This window comes from Flavobacterium sandaracinum, from assembly GCF_004349135.1.
Taxonomy (GTDB): domain Bacteria; phylum Bacteroidota; class Bacteroidia; order Flavobacteriales; family Flavobacteriaceae; genus Flavobacterium; species Flavobacterium sandaracinum.
The window spans coordinates 17,936-42,311 of record NZ_SMFN01000027.1; the positions used below are offsets into that span (position 1 = coordinate 17,936).

The 24,376-nt window shown below is 33.7% G+C and carries 22 protein-coding genes; 17 read left to right on the forward strand and 5 right to left on the reverse strand.

Translation table 11 applies throughout. The annotated features are described in order from the left end of the window. Nucleotides 1–98: 98 nt before the first annotated feature. The 7 genes from E0F91_RS15970 to acs all read left to right on the forward strand — a co-directional run bounded on the left by E0F91_RS15970 (nt 99) and on the right by acs (nt 10,512). The gene (locus E0F91_RS15970) at nt 99–1,274 is read left to right on the forward strand and encodes a 2-isopropylmalate synthase (protein WP_132067415.1); all 1,176 of its coding nucleotides are present in this window, start codon (nt 99–101) and stop codon (nt 1,272–1,274) included. Nucleotides 1,275–1,311: 37 nt separating this feature from the next. Further along, a complete protein-coding gene (gene leuB / locus E0F91_RS15975) occupies nt 1,312–2,427 on the forward strand; it encodes a 3-isopropylmalate dehydrogenase (RefSeq protein ID WP_132067416.1) in 1,116 nt (371 codons plus the stop codon). Between the two features lie 68 nt (nt 2,428–2,495). Continuing rightward, nucleotides 2,496–4,169, forward strand: coding sequence for a dihydroxy-acid dehydratase (ilvD, locus tag E0F91_RS15980; protein WP_132067417.1), 1,674 nt, complete (start codon nt 2,496–2,498; stop codon nt 4,167–4,169). A 40-nt stretch (nt 4,170–4,209) separates the two neighbouring features. Next, nucleotides 4,210–5,904 (forward strand): biosynthetic-type acetolactate synthase large subunit, encoded by a 1,695-nt coding sequence (gene ilvB, locus E0F91_RS15985; RefSeq protein ID WP_132067418.1) that lies wholly within the window; start codon nt 4,210–4,212, stop codon nt 5,902–5,904. A gap of 75 nt (nt 5,905–5,979) precedes the next feature. Next, nucleotides 5,980–6,513, forward strand: coding sequence for an acetolactate synthase small subunit (gene ilvN, locus E0F91_RS15990; protein ID WP_132067419.1), 534 nt, complete (start codon nt 5,980–5,982; stop codon nt 6,511–6,513). Nucleotides 6,514–6,623: 110 nt separating this feature from the next. After that, nucleotides 6,624–8,093: a ketol-acid reductoisomerase gene (gene ilvC, locus E0F91_RS15995; protein WP_132067420.1), complete on the forward strand. Its 1,470-nt coding sequence runs from the start codon at nt 6,624–6,626 to the stop codon at nt 8,091–8,093. Between the two features lie 511 nt (nt 8,094–8,604). Next, nucleotides 8,605–10,512 (forward strand): acetate--CoA ligase, encoded by a 1,908-nt coding sequence (acs, locus tag E0F91_RS16000; RefSeq protein WP_132067421.1) that lies wholly within the window; start codon nt 8,605–8,607, stop codon nt 10,510–10,512. 5 nt (nt 10,513–10,517) lie between these two features. Here the strand turns inward: acs and E0F91_RS16005 are convergent, their stop codons facing one another. Beyond that, entirely contained in the window at nt 10,518–11,243 is a 726-nt protein-coding gene (locus tag E0F91_RS16005) for a hypothetical protein (protein ID WP_132067422.1), read from the reverse strand. 103 nt (nt 11,244–11,346) lie between these two features. Between E0F91_RS16005 and E0F91_RS16010 the strand changes: the two genes are divergently transcribed. Genes E0F91_RS16010 through E0F91_RS16040 form a run of 7 tightly spaced genes read left to right on the forward strand, consistent with a single transcriptional unit; the run spans nt 11,347 to nt 16,820 of the window. Further along, a complete protein-coding gene (locus E0F91_RS16010) occupies nt 11,347–12,459 on the forward strand; it encodes an NAD(P)/FAD-dependent oxidoreductase (protein ID WP_132067423.1) in 1,113 nt (370 codons plus the stop codon). After that, the gene (locus E0F91_RS16015; protein ID WP_132067424.1) at nt 12,460–13,170 is read left to right on the forward strand and encodes a methyltransferase domain-containing protein; all 711 of its coding nucleotides are present in this window, start codon (nt 12,460–12,462) and stop codon (nt 13,168–13,170) included. Then, nucleotides 13,167–14,219 (forward strand): type III polyketide synthase, encoded by a 1,053-nt coding sequence (locus E0F91_RS16020; RefSeq protein WP_132067435.1) that lies wholly within the window; start codon nt 13,167–13,169, stop codon nt 14,217–14,219. The genes E0F91_RS16015 and E0F91_RS16020 overlap by 4 nt, the downstream gene beginning before the upstream one ends. A 15-nt stretch (nt 14,220–14,234) precedes the next feature. Beyond that, nucleotides 14,235–14,681 carry a 3-hydroxyacyl-ACP dehydratase FabZ family protein gene (locus tag E0F91_RS16025; protein ID WP_132067425.1) on the forward strand — a complete coding sequence of 149 codons (447 nt, stop codon included), beginning with the start codon at nt 14,235–14,237 and terminating at the stop codon, nt 14,679–14,681. 38 nt (nt 14,682–14,719) lie between these two features. Next, nucleotides 14,720–15,991, forward strand: coding sequence for a beta-ketoacyl-[acyl-carrier-protein] synthase family protein (locus E0F91_RS16030; RefSeq protein ID WP_132067426.1), 1,272 nt, complete (start codon nt 14,720–14,722; stop codon nt 15,989–15,991). A 52-nt stretch (nt 15,992–16,043) separates the two neighbouring features. After that, nucleotides 16,044–16,301 (forward strand): acyl carrier protein, encoded by a 258-nt coding sequence (locus E0F91_RS16035; RefSeq protein ID WP_132067427.1) that lies wholly within the window; start codon nt 16,044–16,046, stop codon nt 16,299–16,301. Nucleotides 16,302–16,328: 27 nt separating this feature from the next. Continuing rightward, nucleotides 16,329–16,820, forward strand: a complete 492-nt coding sequence (locus E0F91_RS16040) for a 4'-phosphopantetheinyl transferase family protein (RefSeq protein WP_132067428.1) — start codon at nt 16,329–16,331, stop codon at nt 16,818–16,820. An 8-nt stretch (nt 16,821–16,828) separates the two neighbouring features. On the opposite strand, the gene E0F91_RS16045 is transcribed toward E0F91_RS16040, so the two are convergent. Both E0F91_RS16045 and E0F91_RS16050 read right to left on the reverse strand, forming a co-directional pair. Further along, nucleotides 16,829–17,425, reverse strand: coding sequence for a 3'-5' exonuclease (locus tag E0F91_RS16045; RefSeq protein WP_132067429.1), 597 nt, complete (start codon nt 17,423–17,425; stop codon nt 16,829–16,831). 2 nt (nt 17,426–17,427) lie between these two features. After that, nucleotides 17,428–19,344, reverse strand: a complete 1,917-nt coding sequence (locus E0F91_RS16050) for a DUF294 nucleotidyltransferase-like domain-containing protein (RefSeq protein WP_132067430.1) — start codon at nt 19,342–19,344, stop codon at nt 17,428–17,430. Between the two features lie 183 nt (nt 19,345–19,527). On the opposite strand from E0F91_RS16050, the gene E0F91_RS16055 reads away from it, so the two are divergent. Further along, nucleotides 19,528–20,034 carry a DUF2911 domain-containing protein gene (locus E0F91_RS16055; protein ID WP_132067431.1) on the forward strand — a complete coding sequence of 169 codons (507 nt, stop codon included), beginning with the start codon at nt 19,528–19,530 and terminating at the stop codon, nt 20,032–20,034. Between the two features lie 233 nt (nt 20,035–20,267). Here E0F91_RS16055 and E0F91_RS16060 read toward each other — a convergent pair whose 3' ends face one another. After that, nucleotides 20,268–20,687, reverse strand: a complete 420-nt coding sequence (locus tag E0F91_RS16060; RefSeq protein ID WP_132067432.1) for an Lrp/AsnC family transcriptional regulator — start codon at nt 20,685–20,687, stop codon at nt 20,268–20,270. A 106-nt stretch (nt 20,688–20,793) separates the two neighbouring features. Here E0F91_RS16060 and E0F91_RS16065 point away from each other — a divergent pair, with 106 nt between their 5' ends. After that, nucleotides 20,794–21,513 (forward strand): sulfite exporter TauE/SafE family protein, encoded by a 720-nt coding sequence (locus tag E0F91_RS16065; RefSeq protein WP_132067433.1) that lies wholly within the window; start codon nt 20,794–20,796, stop codon nt 21,511–21,513. 117 nt (nt 21,514–21,630) lie between these two features. Beyond that, on the forward strand, nt 21,631–22,860 hold the full coding sequence (locus tag E0F91_RS16070) for a multidrug effflux MFS transporter (protein ID WP_132067436.1): 1,230 nt from the start codon (nt 21,631–21,633) through the stop codon (nt 22,858–22,860). Nucleotides 22,861–23,020: 160 nt separating this feature from the next. On the opposite strand, the gene E0F91_RS16075 is transcribed toward E0F91_RS16070, so the two are convergent. Continuing rightward, entirely contained in the window at nt 23,021–23,602 is a 582-nt protein-coding gene (locus E0F91_RS16075) for an LOG family protein (RefSeq protein ID WP_132067434.1), read from the reverse strand. Between the last annotated feature and the right edge of the window lie 774 nt (nt 23,603–24,376).

Genomic DNA, 24,376 nt, shown 5'->3' on the forward strand with positions numbered 1-24,376 from the left:
GCTTTATGAGCAGTATATTTCATTTAATTGACTTTTATAATAAAGTAATGAAAGATATTTTTGTTATCAAGATGTGAAATTACATTAAATAAATGAAAATGAATAGAGAGAAAGTTCAAATTTTTGATACCACTTTAAGAGATGGCGAACAGGTTCCGGGATGTAAGTTAGATACCAATCAAAAACTCGTTATAGCAAATCGACTGGACGAAATGGGTGTTGACATCATCGAAGCTGGTTTTCCTGTGTCAAGTCCTGGTGATTTTTTATCTGTTTCAGAAATAAGTAAAGTTGTTAAAAACGCTATTGTTTGCGGATTAACAAGAGCAGTAAAAAATGATATTGATGTTGCAGCACAAGCTTTAAAATATGCAAAAAGACCGCGTATACATACCGGAATAGGAACTTCGGAATCACATATTGTACATAAACTAAATACCACCAGAGAAGATATTATTGCCCGAGCAAAATTTGCCGTTTCACATGCCAAATCGTATGTAGAAGATGTTGAATTTTATGCCGAAGATGCTGGAAGAACAGATAACGAATTTTTGGCTCGAGTCTGTGAGGAAGTGATTAAATCAGGGGCAACAGTTCTTAATATTCCAGACACAACAGGGTACTGCTTGCCAGAGGAATATGGAGCCAAAATAAAATATTTAAAAGAAAATGTAAAAGGGATTGATAATGTAATTCTTTCCTGTCATTGCCATAATGATTTAGGAATGGCAACTGCGAATTCAATTGCAGGAGCCGTGAATGGAGCGAGACAGATTGAATGCACGATAAACGGTATTGGTGAAAGGGCGGGAAACACAGCACTAGAAGAAGTAGTGATGATTTTTAAACAACATCCGTATTTGAATCTAGATACTAATATTAATACACGTCAGCTGAATGAAATGAGTAGATTGGTTTCTGAAAGTATGGGAATGATAGTGCAGCCTAATAAAGCGATTGTTGGTGCTAATGCTTTTGCACACAGCTCTGGAATTCATCAAGATGGTGTAATAAAAAATAGAGCTACTTATGAAATCATGGATCCATTAGAAGTGGGTGTCAATGAATCTTCAATAGTGTTAACAGCGAGAAGTGGTAGAGCAGCATTGGCTTACAGAGCCAAAAAAGTAGGGTATGAACTTACAAAAGTTCAGCTAGATGCCGTTTATCTTGAGTTTTTAAGGTTTGCCGATATAAAAAAAGAAATTCTTGATAATGATATCCATCAAATCATTGAAGCCTGTAAAATGAATAAGGAATTACTCCTTAACTAAAATATTTTGATTTCTATTAAAATCTAAATCCTACATTATGAACTTAAAAATAGCAGTACTTTCAGGAGATGGAATAGGCCCTGAAGTAGTTTTACAGGCAAAAAAAGTGTTGTATGCCATTGGCGTAGTTTTCGATCATGAGTTTGTCTTTGAAGATGCTCTTATTGGTGCTATTGCCATTGAAAAAACAGGAAAGCCACTACCAGAGCAAACTTTAAATCTTTGCCTTAATACTGATGCGGTTTTGTTTGGAACTGTTGGAGATCTTAAGCAGGATAGTAATTCTAATACCCATTTAAGTCCTATCCAAGGATTATTAAAACTGAGACAATCATTGGGATTGTATGCTAACATTAGGCCCATAAAACCCTACAACGATTTATTGGATTTGTCTCCTTTAAAAAGAAAAATTATTGAAAATACTGATTTCGTTATTTTTAGAGAAATTTCAGGAGGATCCTATTTTAGTGAAAAAAAAATCAACGAACAAGGAACGTTAGCTTCTGATCTGTGTGAATATTCTGATGAAGAAATTACTCGGATTACACATTTGGCCTTCAGAACTGCTCAAAAAAGAAGAAAAAAGGTTACCCTAGTAGATAAAGCAAGTATTCTAGAAACCTCTAGATTGTGGCGAAAAATTGTTAAAGAAATTAGTGAAAATTATCCAGATGTGGCAGTAGACTTTTTATATGTTGACAACGCAGCGATGCAAATAATTATTAATCCAAAGCAATTTGACGTCATTTTAACGGAGAATTTATTTGGGGATATTTTATCAGACGAAGCTAGTGTAATTACGGGAGCAATCGGATTATTGCCTTCAGCATCTTTAGGAAATTCAAATGCACTTTTTGAACCTATTCATGGATCTTTTCCTGAAGCAAAAAGGAAAAATATTGCAAATCCTATTGCCTCTATACTTTCAGCAGCCATGCTTTTAGATCATTTTGGTCTACAAGAGGAATCTCAAAGAGTATATGAGGCAGTTGAAAAAGCAATTGAATTCAATGTCGTTACGGCTGATTTAAATCCGTATTCAAAATTTGGAACCAATGAAGTAGGAGACTTTATATCCAATTATATTTTAAGCAAAGACGACTTGTATTTTAAAAGTGACAATGTTTACATAGGACAGTCCACAATAGTTTAGTCTTAAAGAAGCGGTACGTCGACTCTAATTTTTTCATAAAAAACAAATTATATATAAACCAACATAGAATGGAATTAAATAAATACAGTAAAACCATTACACAAGATGAAACACAACCAGCAGCACAAGCTATGTTGTACGGAATTGGTCTAACTGAAGAAGATTTAAAAAAAGCACAGGTCGGAATTGTTAGTATGGGTTACGAAGGTAATCCATGTAATATGCATCTAAATGGTTTAGCAAGTGAAATAAAAACTGGAGTCTGGAAAGAAAATTTAGTTGGATTGATTTTTAACACTATTGGTGTGAGTGATGGTATTTCAAATGGTACCGACGGAATGCGTTTTTCTTTAGTTTCTAGAGATGTTATTGCAGATTCAATTGAAACTGTAATGGGTGCACAATGGTACGATGCTTTAATTGCTATTCCAGGCTGTGATAAAAACATGCCTGGTTCTATAATTGCAATGGGTAGAGTGAATCGCCCATCAATCATGGTGTATGGAGGTAGTATTCATTCTGGAAAATGGAAAGGCGAATCATTGAACATTGTCTCGGCATTTGAGGCTCTTGGAAAAAAATTCAACAATACCATTTCACCTGAAGATTTTAAAGGAGTAATCCAAAATGCTTGCCCAGGAGCAGGTGCGTGTGGTGGAATGTATACAGCAAATACAATGTCCTCAGCTATTGAAGCTTTAGGAATGAGTTTACCTTATAGTTCCTCTAATCCAGCCCTTAGTCCCGAAAAAAAACAAGAATGTCTTGATGCTGGAAAAGCAATTAAAATATTATTAGAAAATGATATCAAACCAAGAGATATCATGACTCGTGAAGCTTTTGAAAATGCTATAACTATGGTGGCAGTTTTAGGAGGTTCTACAAATGCTGTTATGCATCTAATCGCTATGGCACATTCGGTAGATATCGAAATTACATTAAAAGATTTCCAAGATATCAGTGATAAAACACCACTACTTGCTGATTTGAAACCAAGTGGAAAATATTTAATGGAAGATCTTCATGAAGCAGGCGGTGTACCTGCCGTAATGAAATATTTGTTAAAACAAGGATTACTTCATGGAGATTGCTTAACTGTTACCGGAAAAACATTAGCTGAAAATTTAGCTGTTGTACCCGATTTACACGATGGTCAAGAGGTGATTCATGAAATTCAAAAAGCACTAAAAGCGACAGGAAATATCCAAATTTTATACGGAAATCTTGCAAAAGAGGGCTGTGTTGCTAAAATTAGCGGTAATGAAGGAGAGTATTTTGAAGGTGATGCCATTGTTTATGAAAATGAACATGACGTTATAAAAGGAGTTCGTGGCGGAGAAGTGAAACCAGGAAATGTAGTCGTCATTCGGTATTGTGGACCCAAAGGCGGTCCCGGAATGCCTGAAATGTTAAAGCCTACGTCAGCCATTATGGGCGCTGGTTTAGGTAAAAGTGTCGCTTTAATTACTGATGGAAGATTCTCTGGTGGTTCACACGGTTTTGTAGTAGGTCACGTAACACCCGAAGCATATGATGGCGGTGGAATCGCATTAGTCAAGAATGGAGATATTATTACCATCGATGCAGTAAAAAACACTATAAATCTCAAAATTTCTGATGAAGAGTTTGAGACAAGAAAAGCATTATGGGTACAACCCATATCGAACATAAAAAAAGGAGTTTTATTAAAATACATTCGATCTGTTTCAAGCGCATCTACAGGATGTGTTACTGATAAATAAAACCTAAAGCACAACGCCTAAAGCGAATAAAAAAATACCCATGGGAACAACTAAAATATCCGGCGCTGAAGCCGTTATAAAATGCTTATTAGAGGAAGGTGTAGATTTGGTTTATGGATATCCAGGCGGTGCTATAATGCCCGTTTACGATGAGTTGTATAAATTTAAAGATCAGTTGCACCACGTTTTAGTGCGTCACGAACAAGGCGCAACGCATGCTGCACAAGGGTATGCAAGAGCAACAGGAAAGGTGGGAGTTGCAATTGCCACTTCGGGTCCAGGAGCTACCAATTTAGTTACTGGAATTGCAGATGCGCAAATTGATTCGACTCCTATGATTTGTATCACAGGACAAGTAGGGAAACATTTATTGGGTTCTGATGCGTTTCAAGAAACAGATATTATTGGAATTTCGACTCCAGTCACTAAATGGAATTACCAAATTACAGAGGCTTCAGAAATTCCAGATATTATTGCAAAAGCATTCTATATTGCACGATCTGGTCGTCCAGGTCCAGTATTAATTGATATTACAAAAAATGCGCAATTTGATGAAATTGAATTCAGCTATAAAAAATGTACCAGTATTAGAAGCTACAATCCAAAACCAATTTTAAACCTTGAAAAAGTAGCGGCAGCAGCAGAATTAATTAACAAAGCTAAAAAACCATTTATCCTATTTGGTCAAGGAGTAATTCTTAGTGAAGCAGAAGCAGAGCTAAAAGCTTTGGTTGAAAAATCAGGAATTCCGGCTGCTTGGACCATTTTAGGACTTTCGGCATTACCAACAGATCACCCATTAAACGTTGGAATGTTAGGTATGCATGGTAATTATGGCCCAAATGTATTGACTAATGAATGTGATGTGTTGATTGCACTTGGAATGCGTTTTGATGACCGTGTAACCGGAAATTTAGCTACTTATGCGAAACAAGCCAAAGTAATTCACTTTGAAATTGATCCTGCAGAAGTAGATAAAAATGTAAAAACAACCGTAGCAGTTTTGGCAGATTTAAAAGAGTCTTTGACTGCTTTACTTCCTTTAATTGATAATAACACGCACGAATCTTGGCACAATGAATTTAAAGAGAAATATGAAATAGAATTAGAAGCCGTAATCAATGATGAGTTACAACCTAAGAAAGAAGGAATTTCTATGGGAGAAACGATTGAAATGATTAATAAACATTCTAAAGGAGATGCCATTATGGTTTCTGATGTGGGACAACACCAAATGTTTGCGTGTCGGTATGCTAAATTTAATTCAACCAAAAGTAATGTTACATCTGGTGGTTTAGGAACTATGGGATTTGCACTACCGGCTGCAATTGGAGCTAAAATGGGAATGCCAGATCGTGAAGTCGTAGCTATAATTGGCGATGGAGGTTTTCAAATGACCATTCAGGAATTAGGAACTATTTTCCAAACCAAAGTTCCAGTGAAAATTGTGGTCTTAAACAATGAATTTTTAGGAATGGTACGCCAGTGGCAACAATTGTTTTTTGACAAAAGATACGCTTCTACAGAAATGATCAATCCTAATTTTATAGCCATTGCTGAAGGCTATTATATTAAAGCGAAAAAAGTAACCAAAAGAGAAGATTTAGATGCTGCTGTTGCCGAAATGATGGCTTCAAAAGAATCGTATTTCCTGGAAGTTATGGTAGAAAAAGAAAATAACGTATTCCCAATGATCCCAACAGGAGCATCGGTATCGGATATTAGGTTATCATAAAAAGTTTCAAGTTTAAAGTTTCAAGTTGCATAACCTGAAACTTTAAACAAAGAAAACTTTAAACAAAAATTTAAAATGGAAAATAAAACATTCACCATTTCTGTTTATTCAGAAAACAACGTTGGCTTATTAAATAGAATATCTGGAATATTCTTGAAACGCCATATCAATATTTTGAGTTTAAATGTATCCGAATCTGAAATCGAAAGTGTTTCCAGATTTATCATTGTGGTTAATACAACCGAAAAATGGGTGCAAAATATTGTAGGACAAATCGAAAAACAAATCGAAGTCATCAAAGCATTTTATCATGTTGATGAAGAAACCATTTTCTTGGAAAATGCATTATTCAAAATTGAGTCGAGCTTGCTATTTGATGAAAAACAAATTCAGAATATAATCAAAGAAAGCCATTCCGAAATAGTTACAGTAGCAAGAGAATTTTTTGTTATTTCAAAATCAGGACAACGTGCTGAAATAGAATCGTTGTACGAAAAATTAAAACCCTTCGGAATCATGCAATTTGTTCGTTCTGGAAGAATTTCCGTTTCAAAAGAAAGAATGCAAATTTCAACATTATTAGAAGAACTTAAACAAGAACCTGTTTAGTTTGCAGTTTTCAGTCCTTTGAAGTTTGTCATTCCGACGAAGGAGGAATTTCAAACTGATCAGGAATTAAATATTAAAACATAAAATTTACAATCATTAAATAATAAAAAATGGCAAATTATTTCAATTCATTACCACTTAGATTACAATTAGAACAATTAGGCGTTTGCGAATTCATGGATCAATCTGAATTTGTAAACGGAATTAAAGCTTTAGCAGGAAAAAAAGTAGTCATTGTAGGTTGTGGAGCACAAGGTTTGAACCAAGGTTTGAACATGAGAGATTCAGGATTGGATATTTCTTATGCCTTACGCGCTGATGCAATTTCAGAAAAAAGAGCTTCGTTCAAAAATGCTTCTGATAATGGATTTAAAGTGGGGACCTATGAAGAATTAATCCCAACAGCTGATTTGGTATGTAACCTTACACCAGACAAACAACATACGGCTGTCGTAACAGCAATCATGCCTTTGATGAAAAATGGATCAACTTTAGCTTATTCTCACGGGTTTAATATCGTAGAGGAAGGCATGCAAATTCGTAAAGACATCACAGTAATTATGTGTGCGCCAAAATGTCCTGGATCTGAAGTACGTGAAGAATATAAAAGAGGTTTTGGTGTACCAACGTTAATCGCGGTTCATCCAGAAAATAATCCAAACGGAGAAGGTTTCGAACAAGCAAAAGCGTATGCAGTTGCTACTGGTGGTCACAAAGCTGGAGTGTTAAACTCTTCATTTGTTGCCGAAGTAAAATCAGATTTAATGGGAGAACAAACCATCCTTTGTGGAATGTTACAAACCGGTTCTATTTTATGTTTTGATAAAATGGTTGAAAAAGGAATTGAGCCAGCATATGCTTCAAAATTAATTCAATACGGTTGGGAAACAGTAACAGAAGCTTTGAAACATGGTGGAATTACAAATATGATGGATCGTTTGTCAAATCCTGCAAAAATTGAAGCTTTCCGTTTGGCTGACGAACTAAAAGAGATCATGCGTCCGTTGTTTCAAAAACACATGGATGATATTATTTCTGGTGAATTTTCAAAAAACATGATGATTGATTGGGCCAATGATGATATTAATTTATTGACTTGGAGAGCCGCAACTGCAGAAACTAACTTTGAGAAAACTGCACCAACAGCAGCTGCTATTTCAGAGCAAGAGTATTTTGACAATGGAGTTTTGATGATTGCAATGGTAAAAGCTGGTGTAGAGTTGGCTTTTGAAACCATGACTCAAACAGGAATTATTGAAGAATCAGCCTATTATGAGTCGTTACACGAATTGCCTTTGATAGCAAATACAGTAGCCAGAAAAAAATTGTATGAAATGAACAGAATTATTTCGGATACTGCAGAATATGGTTGCTATTTATTTGATCATGCATGTAAACCGTTATTGACTGATTTTATGAAAACAATTGATACAAATGTAATAGGTAAACCTTTTTCAACTTCAAATGGAGTGGATAATGCAGTTCTTATTGCGGTAAACAAAACTATTCGTCAGCATCCAATTGAAGAAGTTGGGGAATGGTTGAGAGAATCTATGACTGCCATGAAAAAAATAGGATAATAAAATAGAAATTACCACACATGAGGGTGTGCAGGGATTAGCACTATATCATTTGATTTCATAATATCTTGGATTAGTTAAAAAGTATTAAAAAAGATAAATAGATATAGATGCTTGTACATTCACTTAACTTTAAATACCAACAAAGTTAAGTGAAGTAGTCCCTACAATTTTATCTGATTATCAGAAAATTCATATCTGATTACATTTTAAAATAAACGTAGCGCTAAAGTAAGATCTCAGATAAAATGGTTAACGTTAACTATAATTTATCAAGAGATTTTAGGCTATTAAAAATTGTTATTAAATTTTGTTGATTCAAAAGGTGGGATAGATTTTGTCTATCTCGCCTTTTTGTGTTTTATAAATTTTGTCAAAAACAGCAAAAATTAAACAAATTAATACAAAAAGTGCTTTTTTATTTGGGAATCTGTTTTTTTTTGTTACTATTTATAAAATATATAATTTTAAGAATAGCGAGAGATTTAATACTTTTATAAAAAATTATATCATGAGCTACTACAAAATTGAAAATCTAGAACAATATTTTAAACATTATAATAAATCAGTTCGTGAACCTAGAAAATTTTGGGGTAAAATAGCAGAAGAAAATTTCACTTGGTACCAACAATGGGACAAAGTGGTTGAGTTTAATATGGCGGATGCCGACATCAAATGGTTTACGGAAGCCAAAGTTAATATCGTAAAAAATTGTATTGATAGACATCTTGCTAAAAGAGGAGAAAAAACAGCAATCATATTTGAACCTAATGATCCTTCGGAAGCGGCATTACACATAACTTATAATGAATTGCACCAACGCGTTTGTAAAATGGCAAACGTATTGCGTGAGCAAGGCATAAAAAAAGGAGATAGAGTTTGCATTTATTTACCAATGATACCGGAATTAGCCGTTTCAGTATTGGCTTGTGCTAGAATTGGAGCCATACATTCTGTTGTTTTTGCAGGATTTTCAGCTACTGCAGTAGCGACTCGTATCAATGATAGTGAGTGTAAAATGGTGATCACCTCAGATGGAGGTTTCCGTGGTAATAAAACCATTGATTTAAAAGAGATTGTTGATGAAGCATTAGAAAAATGTCCTTGTGTAGAAAAAGTTTTAGTAGCCAAAAGAATTCACTCTGATATCACTATGAAAGAAGGACGTGACCAATGGTTGCAACCCCTTTTAGATCAAGCCTCGGATAATAATGTTGCTGAAATTATGGATGCTGAAGATCCATTATTTATTTTATACACGTCTGGTTCAACAGGAAAACCAAAAGGAATGGTGCATACTACGGCTGGCTACATGGTGTACACCGCTTATACTTTTAAGAATGTTTTCAATTATGAGGAAAATGATGTGTTTTGGTGTACTGCCGATATAGGTTGGATTACCGGACATTCGTATATTCTTTATGGACCATTATTGAACGGTGCAACTACAGTGATTTTTGAAGGAGTTCCTTCGTATCCTGATTTTAGTCGCTTTTGGGAAGTTATCGAAAAACATAAAGTAACACAGTTTTATACGGCTCCAACTGCTATTCGTGCTTTGGCAAAAGAAAATATAGAATTTGTACAAAAATATCCATTGAAGTCGCTTAAAGTAATTGGATCTGTAGGAGAACCAATCAATGAAGAAGCTTGGCACTGGTACAATGACCATGTTGGAGATAAAAGATGTCCTATTGTAGATACGTGGTGGCAAACAGAAACAGGAGGAATTATGATTTCGCCTTTGGCATTTGTAACACCTACAAAACCGACGTATGCAACCTTACCTTTACCGGGTGTTCAACCCGTTTTAATGGATGACAAACGCAATGAAATAGAAGGAAATCAGGTAGTTGGTAGTTTATGTATTAAATTTCCGTGGCCAGGAATCGCTAGAACCATTTGGGGTGATCACCAGCGCTATAAAGACACCTATTTCTCAGCATTTCCAGGGAAATTTTTCACGGGAGACGGTGCATTGCGAGATGAAGTGGGCTATTACAGAATCACGGGTCGGGTCGATGACGTAATAATTGTTTCAGGACACAACCTAGGGACAGCACCCATAGAAGACGCGATTAATGAACATCCAGCAGTTGCTGAATCTGCTATTGTAGGTTTTCCACATGACATCAAAGGAAATGCTTTATATGGTTTTGTTATTCTTAAAGAAACTGGAGAAACCAGAAACAAAGAGAATCTGGCTAAAGAAATTAATCAACATATTTCCGATCATATTGGACCAATAGCAAAATTAGATAAAATCCAATTTGTATCTGGTTTGCCAAAAACCCGTTCTGGAAAAATTATGAGACGAATCCTTCGAAAGATTGCCGAAGGAGATTATTCTAATTTTGGAGATACATCAACGCTATTAAATCCTGAAATTGTTGAGGAAATTAAAAATAATAGGGTTTAATTAAATTAAAGCGAAGGTTGGGAATCAATTAAATGATTGTCAACCTTTTTTTTATGCGCAACAAAAAGATAAATTAAATAAAATGAACCAAAATGAAGCATTCGGTCCAAACTATTTAAAACTATATTGTTTAAAAAATAAGTTCCAACAGCGGCAAAAACGTCATTAAAAATGAGGGCAAAGCTTCCAAAAAAGTAATAATATGCTTTTTTATCTCCAAATTTGCTTAAGTACAATACGGCCGTAGCGCCCAAAAACAGAGTGATAATACCATTAAAAACTAAAATTATATTTAAATATTGATCCCCAATGGTAGAGATCAAGATATATAGAATTAGTAGTAAAAAAAGGCAATTTAGTAATAAGATAAAGAGTGTAAAACCACTAGGTAATGTGAATAGTTTTCTGCTTTTAATGGAACGGTAGCCTAAATTCATCAAAGATAGGTAGCTAAAAAAAGACGCTACCATGGCCGCTCTAAATAAGTGTGGTGAATCTTCCCAAAACAAGATCAGAAGCTGATAAATATAAAAAAAAGAGACAAATAAAATATAATTTAAAGTGAGTTTATTGCCATTATTTATTACTACATAGGCAATAAAACTTGGTATTATGAATGGCTTAATAAAAATTACTAGATTGGGATCAAAAAGAAAACCTGCACAATAATAAACAGTCAATAAAGTTACAGTAATTGAAAGCAATACTCTATTGATTATGGTTCTTTTCATAGTGAAACAAATCTAGTGCTTTAATTTTTTTATTACAAAATTTATGTGAAAATTTAGAGTATTTTAAAGCACTTTATAAATCTAAATTCTTAAGTTTACCACTATGATACAAAATTCAATAGTTATTGTTGGTGGCGGTTTAGCTGGACTTATTGCAGCAATCCATCTTAAAAATAATAATTATACTGTTTTAGTAATCGAAAAAAATGACTTTCCCAAGCACAAGGTTTGCGGCGAATACATTTCCAACGAAGTTTTACCTTATCTAAAATTAATTGGTTTAGACATCAATTCGTTACATCCTACTTACATAGACAAACTTTCTTTTTCGTTGGTTTCTGGAAAATCAGTAAACACAGTTTTGCCTATGGGTGGATTTGGAATAAGTAGGTATCAGTTAGACCACTATTTATATAACGAAGCTAAAAATCGTGGTTGTGTAATTGTTCAAGAGACGGTATCTGATATTGAATTTTTAGCCGGTAGATTCACAATCGTCACCAATTTGAATACGTATTCTGCACCTATTGTTCTTGGAGCTTTTGGAAAAAGATCCAATCTAGACATCAAATTCAAGCGCAATTTTATTCAAAAACAATCACATTGGTTGGGAGTTAAGGCCCATTATAAGCTAGATTTTCCAGAAAACTATGTTGGTTTACATCATTTCAAAGGTGGCTATTGTGGCGTCTCAAAAGTAGAAAATGATTTGGTAAATATATGTTACCTTGCCAATTACGAAACATTCAAAAAGTACAAATCTATTGAAGATTATCAAACTAAAGTAGTTTGTCAAAATCCCAATTTGAAAAATATTTTTAAAAATGCTAACATACAATTTGAAAAGCCTTTAACAATTAGTCAAGTTTCGTTTGAAGAAAAAAAATGTGTAGAAGAGCATATTCTAATGATTGGTGATACCGCTGGATTAATTCATCCTTTATGCGGAAATGGAATGGCAATGGCCATTCATAGTGCGAAACTAGCGGCAGAAAATACAATACATTTTTTAGAAAATAAAATAGATAGAGCCACCTTAGAAAATAATTATTTAAACGATTGGAATAAAAATTTCAAAAAAAGATTGCAAACAGGTCGTCGGTTAGGAAAGCTATTACAACATGAAAAAACAGCACAAATTGTACTGAAAATCTTGATACTTTTCCCATTCCTTCTGCCAATGATAATAAAAAAAACGCATGGTAAACCTATATAAATGGCTATAAACACAACGCACAGAACCAATGATTCCGAAATAATGGATGACTTTCTGCTCGAAGGCGAAGAATTAAGAGATGCCTTGGATAAAATAGCTAAAATTAATCAGCTTCTAGGAGGAAATCAATTAACTTTAAAAGGAGTACAAGAACTGATTCAGAATTCCAAATCAAAAGAAATTGTAATTCTTGATGTAGGTTGCGGTAATGGTGATATGTTACGAACTTTAGCCGATTTTGGATTAAAAAATAATTTCAAATTCCGATTGATAGGAGTTGACGCTAATAATTTTACGATCTCACATGCTCGAAAATTATCTGAAGATTATTCCAATATCAGCTACCAATGTTTAGATATTTTCAAACCTTCATTTGCAGAATTAAAGTATGATATCGTTCTGTGTACTTTGACATTGCACCATTTCAAAGACGATGAAATTGTTCAGTTGTTGAACGTATTTGAAAGCAATGCAAGTATGGGTATAGTGATCAATGATTTACATCGCAGTGCGGTTGCTTATCGTTTATTTCAAGCTTTATGTATTGTATTTCAACTGAACGATATGTCTCGAGAAGACGGATTAACTTCGATTTTAAGAGGTTTTAAAAAAGAAGAACTGATTCAGTTTTCTAAAAAATTAAATTTTAAAAACTATAAAATTCATTGGAAATGGGCTTTTCGTTACCAATGGATAATTTCAAAAATATGAGTGTAAAAATCAAAACCGTAACCAAACAGTTACCAAAATATTCCAGAAATACGGATGAAATTATTCCTTTTTTGGATGCTTGGCTCGTTGGGCAAGACGACCGTTTTATTAGAAAAGTGAAGAAAATTTTTGAAGGAGCTGCCGTTGACAAAAGGTATTCCATTATGGATCCAATTGAAGTATTTACAAAAACTTCTTTTGAAGAAAGAAATGATATCTATGTTCGTGAAGTCATTGATTTAGGTGAAAAAGTTCTCGAAAAAGCACTGACAAAGGCCAATTGGAACCCGGAAGATCTAGATTACATCATTACAGTGAGCTGCACTGGTATTATGATTCCTTCACTTGATGCGTATTTAATCAATTCATTGCAATTACGCCAAGATATTGTTAGGCTTCCCGTTACTGAAATGGGTTGTGCTGCTGGAATTTCAGGAATTATTTATGCTAAAAACTTTTTGCAAGCTAATCCGGGGAAACGTGCTGCAGTTATTGCAGTTGAAAGTCCAACGGCAACCTTTCAATTGGATGATTTTTCAATGGCAAATATTGTAAGTGCAGCAATTTTTGGCGATGGAGCGGCTTGTGTGTTGCTTTCTTCACATCAAGACGATGAAGGTCCGGAAATTTTGGCAGAGGAAATGTATCATTTCTATGATAATATTCACATGATGGGTTTTAAACTCACGAATTCTGGTTTGCAAATGGTTTTGGATATTGAAGTTCCAGAAACGATTGCTTCTCATTTTCCGGATATTATTCATCCCTTTTTAGACAAAAACAATTTAAAAATAGAAGATATTGATCATCTAATTTTTCATCCTGGCGGAAAGAAAATTGTGCAAACGGTAGAAGGATTATTTTCAAGTTTAGGGAAAAATATAGACGATACTAAAGAAGTGTTGCGTTTGTATGGAAATATGTCAAGTGCAACTGTTTTGTATGTTTTAGAGCGCATTATGGACAATCAGCCAGAAAGAGGAGAGAAAGGATTAATGTTGAGTTTTGGACCAGGTTTTTCAGCACAACGGGTTTTATTGCAGTTTTAAATCAGTGTTCAAAATATGACTAACCAAGAAATCATAGCAAAATTACCGTATTCCAAACCGTTTTTGTTTGTGGATGAAATTCTTCAAATTAATGAAAATGGAGTAGAAGGTACGTATTATTTTGACGAGCATTTGGATTTTTATAAAGGACATTTTAAAGATAATCCAGTAACCCCAGGAGTGATTTTAACCGAAGTGATGGCGCAAATTGGATTGGTTTGTTTAGGGATTTTTTTATTAGATTATTCATTTAATTCAACCACTTCAATTGCTTTAACATTAAGTGAAATAGAATTTTTAAAACCTGTATTTCCTAAAGAAAAAGTGATCGTAATTTCGGAAAAAGTATACTTTAGATTTGGAAAATTGAAATGTAAAGTCATCATGAAAAACGAAAATGGAGAAAATGTTTGTACGGGAACAATAGCAGGAATAATGGTTTCAAAGAGTGAAATAACTTAAGGGCCTAATGCCTTAATGGTTTAAAATTAATTTTTTGTATGCAAAAAAGAGTAGTTATAACGGGTCTTGGTGTTGTTGCTCCAAATGGAGTAGGACTTGATGTGTTTACTCATTCCATCAAAAACGGAATTTCTGGGATTAAGCACGACGCGGAGTTAGAACGATTGCAATTTTCTTGTCAAATAGCAGGAAAACCGGAGATTTCTACGGAATTAGCTTTAAAATATTTTTCTGAGTTAGAATTACGAAATTTCAATTCTACAGGGATTTTATACGGTGTAATCGCAGGGATTGATGCATGGAAAGATGCGGGGTTATCTTTAGAAATAAAGGAAGAGCCGGATTGGAACAGTGGAACTATTTTTGGTACCGGAACTTCTGGAATTGATAAATTTCGCGAAAGCATTTATAAAATAGATGATTTTCAAACGAGAAGATTGGGCAGTACAGCAGTAGCGCAAACGATGAATAGTGGCGTGAGTGCGTATCTGGGCGGGAAATTAGGACTTGGGAATCAAGTGTCTACTAATTCATCGGCTTGTACCACTGGATCCGAGAGTATTTTGATGGCGTATGAACGAATTAAATCCGGTCAGGCTAAACGCATTTTAGCAGGAAGCACTAGTGATTCGGGACCTTATATTTGGGGTGGATTTGATGCCATGAAAGTCTGTACTTTTAAGCATAATGAAAATCCGGAGCAAGGCTCAAGGCCAATGTCAGAGAGTGCTTCAGGATTTGTTCCTGGAAGTGGAGCAGGAGCTTTGGTTTTGGAAGATCTAGAAAGTGCATTGAATCGACGTGCTACAATTTATGCTGAAGTTTTAGGTGGAAATGTAAATTCTGGCGGACAACGCGGTTTAGGAACGATGACTGCGCCAAATCCTATTGCTGTTCAGAAATGCATAACTGATGCTATTGCAAATGCAGGAATTTCAGCCAATGCAATTGATGCCATCAACGGTCATTTGACAGCCACATCCAAAGACAGTTTAGAAATCCAGAATTGGAGTGAAGCATTGGGGAGAAAAGGAAAAGATTTTCCATTTATAAACTCCTTGAAATCAATGGTAGGTCATTGTTTGTCTGGTGCGGGAAGCATTGAAAGCGTAGCTTCAGTATTGCAATTGTACCACGGATTTGTTTTTCCGAATATCAACTGTGAAGATTTGCACCCCGAAATTACAGCAACAATTGATGAATCGAGAATACCAAAACAACTGATTGAAAAGGAATTAAATATAATTGCAAAGGCAAGTTTTGGTTTTGGCGATGTAAATGGATGCGTAATTTTTAAGAAATACATTTAATCAAAATTTACTGCTAATCTCGAATTGAAAACATTAACAAAAAGTAAAAATTATGAATAAAGAACAAACAATTGAAGAGTTAAAAAACATAGTACAGCCGTATATTCAAAATCAAGAAGCATTTGATATTTTAACGGAAGATACTGATTTTATCAATGATTTAAAGATAAACTCTGCTAATTTAGTAGATGTTATTTTAGACATCGAAGAGAAATATGACATTGTAATTGACAATGAAGCAATGGAACGTATGGTCAATGTAAAAGCTGCATTAGAGATTATTGCGACTAAATTATCAGAAAAAAATTAGTGAATTTGATTTAAAAAGTCGGTAAAAATGATTGGAAACGACATAGTAGATTTGGCTTTAGCCAGAAAAGAAAGCAATTGGAAACGAAAAGGCTTTTTGGATAAAATTTTCACCCTAAAAGAGCAGTTTTTAATTGCGAATGCTATAAATCCAGAAATAATGGTTTGGAACTTATGGACTAGAAAAGAAGCTGCTTATAAAATCTACAATAGGGAAACAGGAATTAGAGGCTATATTCCTTTGCAACTGGAGTGTTTTTACGAAAATGCAACTTTGGGAACAGTCTCTATAAAAGAGAAAATCTATTTTACCAAAGGTATAATTGAAAACAATTCTATCTACACCATTGCTGTAACAAATAAAAATAATTTTGATAAAATCGAAAGTATTGATTCGGCTGTAACACTCTTAAAAAATAATGGAATCCCTTTTGTTATAGATTCTGTTTCAAAGAAAAAAAAAGCGGTTTCGATTACGCATCATGGAAGATTTTGGAAAGGAATAACTCTTTTGGATTAATGAAAATATTATTTTATACCCAATCTCGATTTTAACTTTAAAAATAACAACGCTGTTTTATAGGCATCTTCAGCTGCTGAATTTCGATCGCTTTTAGGAATATTGTAGGCAGTGCAAAGTTCATCTAGGGAAAATTGCTTGTCGTTAATATCATTTAGTTTTCGATGCATAACATCAATGTCTAATGCTTCATTTTTTAAACGCCCACAATCTAATCGTTCTAAAGCAGCGTTGATTATTTCGACATCAAAATCGATATGATGTCCAACTAAAGTGGAATTCCCTATAAAATCGATACATGCTTTTATAGCATCTGGCTCTCCTAGTTTTTTCATTTTACTCTCTACCAGGAATTCATTAGAAAGTCCATTATCATGTAAAAACTTATATTGTAATAAAACCGCTTCAAAACTATCGGCAATAACAATGCTGTTATCAATTACCGCAAAAGAACCTATAGAAAGGATAACATCTTTATCCGAATTTAACCCAGAAGTTTCTGTTGATAAAACAACAAATCGAGATGATTTTTTTTCAAATTTTGAAACATAATTTTTCCAAAATTCAGGTTGTTCTTTATTAATATTTTTTAGCCAGTCTAACATGATTATGAAAATTGTGTAAGTTGAAATTTTCCTTTTATAAGTTCTTCTAATTCCCTCATAGGAGCTAATGCATTTTTTAATTTTTCACGATCAATTTTTGATAATTCTTCCAAATTTATAAATTGGCCTGAATTGTCATTTTTAAGACCTTCAAGTATTCTAAATTTTGATAAAGTCAAAAAGGCTTCGGCACAATTAAGATAAATTTCAGCATGTTTTGGGTCTGTGATTGATAGTTGTTTGAATCTTTGGAACGTATTATTAATGCCTCTAATATCAAAATATAAAGCAAAAAGTCTCGCGCCATCAATTAATGGCATCAAGGCACGTGTTTTAATATCAAATTTGTCTTTATTGATTCCCTCTTCTTCAACATTGAATTTTTTGAAAAAGGTTAGTGGAGCGTTTTTTCGTAATGCATCGTTTCCAAGAAAGTCAAAAAACAAAGTGTTGTTTTTGGCATTTTTGAATACGACATTTCCAATTGCATCTTCAATTTTTTGTTCTCCAAAAGTGATTTCATAATCAAAGAAAATACTGCTTAAATCATTACTGTTTTCACCTGGAGTATTCATCCAGTTGTCGTATTGTTTTGTCCAGTCAGTTAATGACTTACACCATAGCATATTGCTTCCCATGTGTCCGTTTGGGCAAAGTTCATAACCAATTTTTTCAAGCGTGGCCGTCGTTCTTTTTCCCAACTTTAGGAAATAGTCTTTTACCTCTCGATATTTGTCTGCAGACACATCTTCAAAGATCAAAATACTATCTTGATCCGTCAATAACAATTGTTCTTTTCTACCTTGACTTCCAATACTCAACCAAGCAAAACGGGCAGGAGGTGAGCCTAAATCTAAAATTGACAATTCAACTGAACGTTTAATAATTGCCAAATTGATTTCGCTGGCGATATTAAAGACATGAGAAAGCGGTATATTTTTAGAAATGGAAGTCTGAATTAAATCAGTTAGCCGTTCCCTAATTTGTTTTAATTCTTTTGATGTTTGACAGCGTTTAATTTCTTTGATTAAAACTCCAGGATTATTGGCTTGCGCAAGAATTAAATCGTGTTCGCTAATAATTCCTTTAACGATAGATTTATCGGTACCATCTTGCGTTACACACAAATGAGTCACATTATATTTTAGCATCAACAATTGCGCTTCGGCTAAAGAAACATTTTCCAATACCGTGATAACAGGCGAAGACATTATTTTAGCAACGGGGGCAGTTGCTGGAAACCGTCCTGTGGCAATTTTAGACCGCATATCGGCGTCCGTAACAATACCTAAGGGAATATTATTGTCACAAACGACAATATTATTCTTTAAAGCTTCGGTCATTAATTGTGCAACCTCTTGAACTATTGCGCTACTATTTGTTTTTAAGGGCGAAGTGTTGTAAGATAAAGTCTGAAAGTATTGCATTTCGGACTGTTGATCTGAATAAAAAACGTTATCAGATATCAATTTTCCTATTAAATTTTCTTTATCCTTTGGATTTCGGGTGTTCACGGCAAAACTTTCCAATAAAAAGTTTAAAACATCAGAATTATTGGCTACAAAAGGCCGAAAAGTGGCTATAGGAATGGCATAAACTATACTTTCTTCTCTGGCTTTTGCCGTCATCATATAATTATTTTTGGCAAAAAATGGGCGTAGACCAAAAATATCTCCTTCAACACATTTGTTTAATAATGTTTCCTCAGCATCCGCTATAACAGATAAATTGATCACTCCAGAAGCTACCACATAAAAGCTATCGTGCAAAAGATCATTTATTTGAAATAATATTTTATGTTTTTCCAAATTTACCACTCGGATACTAGTTGCAATTATTGATAACTCTACAAAAGTCAAATGATTAAATGGTGGATATTCCTTTAAAAAGTCAGCAATGTTTTCCGCAATTGTATTCATAGTTTGCAAATAAAGAATGTATATTTCTGTAAAAATAACAAAATTTAAAATTATAACACAGCCATTTATCAGGCAAAACTATTAATTTATAAATTACTTAATATTTTCATAAAATAAACAAGAATCACAATGAATTAAATTGCCTTTTTTTACTTTTATGACTTAAACTTAAAATATAAAATCATGAAAGGAATTAGAAAAATACATTTTTCGCTTATTGCTTTATTCATTGTGAATATTATTGCTGCTCAGGGAAAACCTACAAGTAGCAAAGAAATAGCTACAGGAAAAATAAATGGGGCTACGATCACTATTAATTATGGCAGTCCGTCGGTAAATGCAAGAAAAATTTGGGGCGCTTTAGTACCATTTAATAAAGTTTGGCGTGCCGGAGCAAACGACGCAACTACATTTGAAACAGATAAAGAGGTAACAATTGAAGGAGCAAAATTGCCAGCAGGAAAATATTCTTTTTTTATTATACCAAGTGAAAAAGAATCTGTAATCATCTTTAACAAAGAAGCGAAACAATGGGGAGCTTATGATTATAAAGAAAAAGAAGATCAATTGCGTGTAACTGTAAAACAAAAAGTAGCTAAAACAACCGCTGAAAAATTAGTGTATGCCGTTAATGCTAATAACGTTACGCTAAGTTGGGAAAATTGGAATATTCCAATCAGTATTAAATAATTACGGACAGCAAATACAAAAAGCATCACCAGTAGGTGGTGTTTTTTTTATGAAGGCAATTCCAGAGTGTGTTTTAATTTGAATATTTTCTATTTTACATAATATAAATTATAGTGCTTTTATAAGCAAGTACAAAGCAGGCGGAATTGATATCTTTGTTGAGTCCATCTTGACAAATTAGAAATATAGAAAACCTCCTTAGTACATGTAAAATAATGAAACTAAATATAGATTTATAAATTCTTCAAATCAGATAGAATTAAGTGTGTTGTAGGTTCACCATAAAGCAAAAGTCTGTCAATAAACTGTTGCAAGTGCAATTGATCTACTAGTATCACTTTCATGAAAATATTATGAGTTCCTGTAATTCGGAAAACCTCGCATATTTCCGGAAATTGTTCTAATTGTTCACAAAATGTTTTTAGCTTCCCGCTGAACAATTTAAACATGATGAAAACTTCTAAACCAAATCCAAGTTTTCTATTATTAAGTTGAACATTGTATCCTTTAATAACTTCAGTATCTTCTAATTTTTGAACGCGTTCTCTTACTGATGATGGAGAAAGTCCAACTTGTTTTCCTATTTCTACAAACGAAGTTCTAGAGTTCACCTTTAAACTTTCTATTATTTTTAAATCAACGGTATCAACCATAAATAAAGTTTTAATTTCAGCTAAAATACATTTAAAATATGGGAAAATGATGCTAATTCCATTGATTAAATTTTATGTTCTTACTGTGGTATTCTAATTTTGCAGTATGGATTTAATGTTACTTTTACTTATTATTGGAATTTTTTTAGGTTTTTTTATTCAAACGATTAGCGGTTTTGCTGGTGCTTTGGTTGCTTTACCCTTTTTGCTTCTTGTGATGCCGCTAACAGAAGCGGTTAGTTATATTTCTATATTTTATTCTTTATCTTCTCCTATCTATTTTTACAAAGAATGGAAAAATATGGATAAACCCTTGCTAAAAAAACTAGCGCTAACTTCTTTTTTTGGAATCCTTATTGGTTCGATCGTTTTAATTTATGGTCAGCCTATACTACTAAAAAAGGCGCTTGGTTTGTTTATTATCTTATTTGTTTTGAACAGTTTAATTACTAAAAACAAGCAGCCATTTGGGTTTAAAATCCAATCTATTTTAGGTCTTCTTGGTGGATTTTTTTCTGGCGTTTTCTCTACAGGTGGCCCCTTATATGCGATAATTATCAAAAATAAAACCGATGATGTTAAAGTTTTTCGCGCTACAATGTTTGGAATTCTGGGATTAGTTTCCATGATGCGCATAGCAGTTTTAGTATTTGAAGGCATTTTAACCGCTACTGAATTACATAATTCGTTATATGTTTTGCCCTTTTTTATTGCAGCGTTAATTTTAGGAAATATGGTTTACTTGAAATTAAATGAGGGATTTTTGAAAAAATTGATTTTAGGATTGCTTTTTATATCGGGTACGGTACTATTGATCAAAAATTAAAGCGATTTTAGTGATTCAAATTTATTTAATCTTGCGCTTTTATATGGATAATTAGCATCTTTAATTGATTTACCTTTGCAAAAATATTAAAAAACGATTTTGACTACAAATACCACAATTACAAAGAAAAAATACATCAAATTAATTCTAATATTGGGCTCATTAACCGCTTTAGGACCTTTTTCTATAGATATGTATTTACCTGGTTTTGCCGGGATTGCCAAGGACTTGAATACTTCAGTTGCCAATGTTTCAATGACTTTATCCAGTTATTTTATTGGAATTTCAGCAGGACAATTACTTTATGGACCGTTGTTAGACCGTTTTGGCCGAAAAAAACCACTCTTTATTGGTTTGTTAGTGTACATAGCAGCATCCTTAGGTTGTGTCTTCGTAACTGATATAGATACTTTTATTGGCTTGCGTTTCATTCAAGCAGTTGGCAGTTGTGCGGCAACTGTAGCTTCTGTATCTATGGTTCGGGATTTGTTTCCTGTGAAAGATATTCCAAAAGTATTTTCCATGTTGATGTTGGTTGTTGGGCTTTCGCCAATGCTGGCGCCTACAATTGGCGGTTACGTTACCGAATATTATGGCTGGCATACTGTATTTTTTATCTTGATGTGTATGGGAATTGTAATTCTAATTGCCGCCCAGATTATTTTACCAAATACCTATTTGCCGGACACTTCGATTTCACTTAAACCCAAACCAATTATTACTAATTTTATTAAGATTCTGAAAGAACCACAATTTTACACTTACGCTTTTGCAGGAGCCATTGCGTTCTCTGGTTTATTTACCTACGTGGCCGCCTCTCCTATTTTATTTATGGATATATTTAAGGTCGATGCCAAAACCTATGGTTGGATATTTGCGTTCATGTCATTGAGTTTCATAAGTGCCAGTCAATTGAATTCGTTGCTCTTAAGAAAGTTCAATAGTGAACAAATGATTTTAGGAGCCTTACTTTCACAAACTGTAATTAGTGTTATATTTCTAATTTTAGCAGTGAATGATCTTTTAGGATTGTATGAAACTATCGCAATGTTATTTTTATTTCTGGCTTGTTTAGGAATTTCAAACCCGAATACAGCAGGACTTACCCTTGCTCCTTTTGCTAGAAATGCAGGAAGTGCCTCAGCGCTTATGGGTGCTATTCAGTTGGGATTAGGTGCTTTTGCATCCTTTGCAGTGGGAATTTTTGTAACCAATTCCATGTTGCCTATGGTGATGATTATGACGGTTTCAACCGTTCTGGCATTGCTTATTTTAATTCTTGGAAAGCGAAATATTAAAAAAATAGTTACAACTTCAGCAGATGAAGAAATGGCACCAGTAGATTAATGGTTTGTAGTAAGAGCGTAATAACACTAATCAATTTTTTTATAATTAGAAAAGAAGAATAATTGAAATTTCATTCTTTTCGAATTTACTCTTCAACACGCGGCTCTTTCTTAATTAAAGGAGTTTTAAAACGTTAGTTGAAAACGTTTATAAATTGTCGTCATAGGGTTTCTTTATTAATCCATTTTGTAACTACAGGAGCTTTATAGTTTTTCATATTATGCAGTAATTCATTAATGTTATCGCTAACTAAAAGCATTTGTTGATTGACGGCTTTTAACAATCCTTTTTCTACCATGGTCTGGATTAAAACGATTAAAGCATCATAAAAACCGTTTGTATTTAAAAGGCCAATTGGTTTTTTATGCAGTCCAAGTTGTGCCCAAGTGAGCATTTCAAATAATTCTTCAAGCGTACCAAAACCACCTGGCATTGCAATGACGCCATCGCATAGCGCATTCATTTTTGTCTTTCTTTCGTGCATCGTGTCTACTATAATTAACTCTGTCAAATTGGTATGTGCAATTTCTTTGGATTGCAAAAAGAACGGAATAACTCCAATGACTTTACCTCCTTCGCTCAACACACCATCTGCAACTGCTCCCATGAGGCCAATATTTGCGCCACCATAAACTAATTCAATGTTTTGTTTAGCTAATGTTTGACCCAATAAGGTCGCTTGTGATTGGAAAACTTCCTCTGTTCCCATGCTGGAACCGCAAAAAACTGTAATTCTTTTCATTGTAATTGTTTTTGTATAGTAGGAAAAGGAAACTTTTAATTGATATTTTTATGGTGGTTTGTGATTCAGACAAAGGAGACCCGAGAGTAAAACTCGAATAGGCTTAGCCAATTTTATTACTTGCTCATGTTATGTGATTTCTCCTTTATAGAAATGACAAAATAAACGCAAATTTGATTAACGGTTTTTATACCTGCATACTATTGTACTATGGCTAGCAGGATTCTCATGGTGGGTACGGAATGCAATTCTGCGGTAACTTCGCGTTATGATATCTGAGCGATCTGGATTCTAGCTGTTGGCAGATATTACCTTTATGTCCAATCAAAACCTATTTCATTCAACCTATCTATTCTCCATTTTCCCTCTTCAGACTTATCATCTTTATAATTGTATTTGATACTAGCTTTAATTTCTAACATTTTACTAAATCTAATATCTCCTCGAACACCTCTTCCATCTGGAATGCAATTCCGCCTTTACTTTGTATTTGACAAAAAAACATTAAATTTATTCAAAGGAAAACAGAGGTGAACTATCAAATCCGCCAAGTTTGTGACTTATTTAGCGCATTAGTCCTCTGTCTTCTCCTTGAATCCCGTTGAATTGCTTCAAATAGAATGATAGACATCAAGGTCTAATAAAGGCTCTAAAGAAGTTCAACATTTTTGTTTATCCTAAATTCAAAGTTATGAAAAACTATTTATTTTACGTAGGTATTGACATTTCAAAATCAAAATTAGATGTAGTTATTTTAAAAAAAGAAGCACCCAA